Genomic DNA, 863 nt, shown 5'->3' on the forward strand with positions numbered 1-863 from the left:
GGGCGTTGTCACGTTGTTGGCTGTGTGACTGCCTGACGGCGCGTCGTGGTGTGGTGGAGCCTGGTTCCGGGCTGTGTTCAGGCCGCGGTGGCGAGGCCGGCGACGCCGGTGATGTGCTCCCGGATGGCGAAGCGGACGGTCATCTCGGCTCGGTAGTCGTGGGCGGGCATCAGGTGTCGGCGGGGTCGGGAAGTGGGGCGGGACGCCGCTGAACGCGGACAGGAACCGCTGTGCCCCGCCCGCGGAGCGGAAGCCTTTCATCGCCCGTTCACGCTGCCTGGTGGGCTGGTGGCTGTTCTCGGCCCGGTTGTTCAGGCCCTTGTGGGAGCGGTGCTCGACGCAGGGCATGACCTCGCGGTGGGCGGCGCCGTAGGAGCGGAGCCTGTGGGTGACGATCACCCGCGGCACCGCGCCGGTCTTCTTCATCAGGCGGCGGAAGAAGCGCCTGGCCGCGGCCTTGTCCCGCCGGTTCTGCACCAGGATGTCCAGGACGTTGCCGTCCTGGTCGACGGCCCGCCACAGGTACTGCAACCGCCCGTTGATCCTGATGAAGACCTCGTCCAGGTGCCACCTGTCACCGGGCCGGGGCTGCCGGCGGCGCAGCGCGCCCGCGTAGGCCTGCCCGAACCTGGCGCACCAGCGACGCACCGTCTCGTAGGAGACGACGACACCGCGCTCGAGCATCAGCTCCTCGACCTCGCGGAACGACAGCGGGAAGCGGAAGTACAGCCACACACAGTAGGAGATGACCTCGACCGGGTACCGATGCCCCTTGTACGACAGCGACACGCTCCCCACCGACGACCCTTCCCAGGCTGATCACCAGAAGATCATCCCACCGGTCAGCCAACGTGACAGTGCCC

The 863-nt window shown here is 68.8% G+C and carries 1 pseudogene; it reads right to left on the bottom strand.

What is annotated here, in order from left to right:
* Nucleotides 1–77: 77 nt before the first annotated feature.
* Nucleotides 78–798, bottom strand: a pseudogene (locus tag AWZ10_RS36050) (IS6 family transposase).
* Between the last annotated feature and the right edge of the window lie 65 nt (nt 799–863).

The sequence above is a fragment of the Streptomyces europaeiscabiei genome, from assembly GCF_001550375.1.
Taxonomy (GTDB): Bacteria; Actinomycetota; Actinomycetes; order Streptomycetales; family Streptomycetaceae; genus Streptomyces; species Streptomyces europaeiscabiei.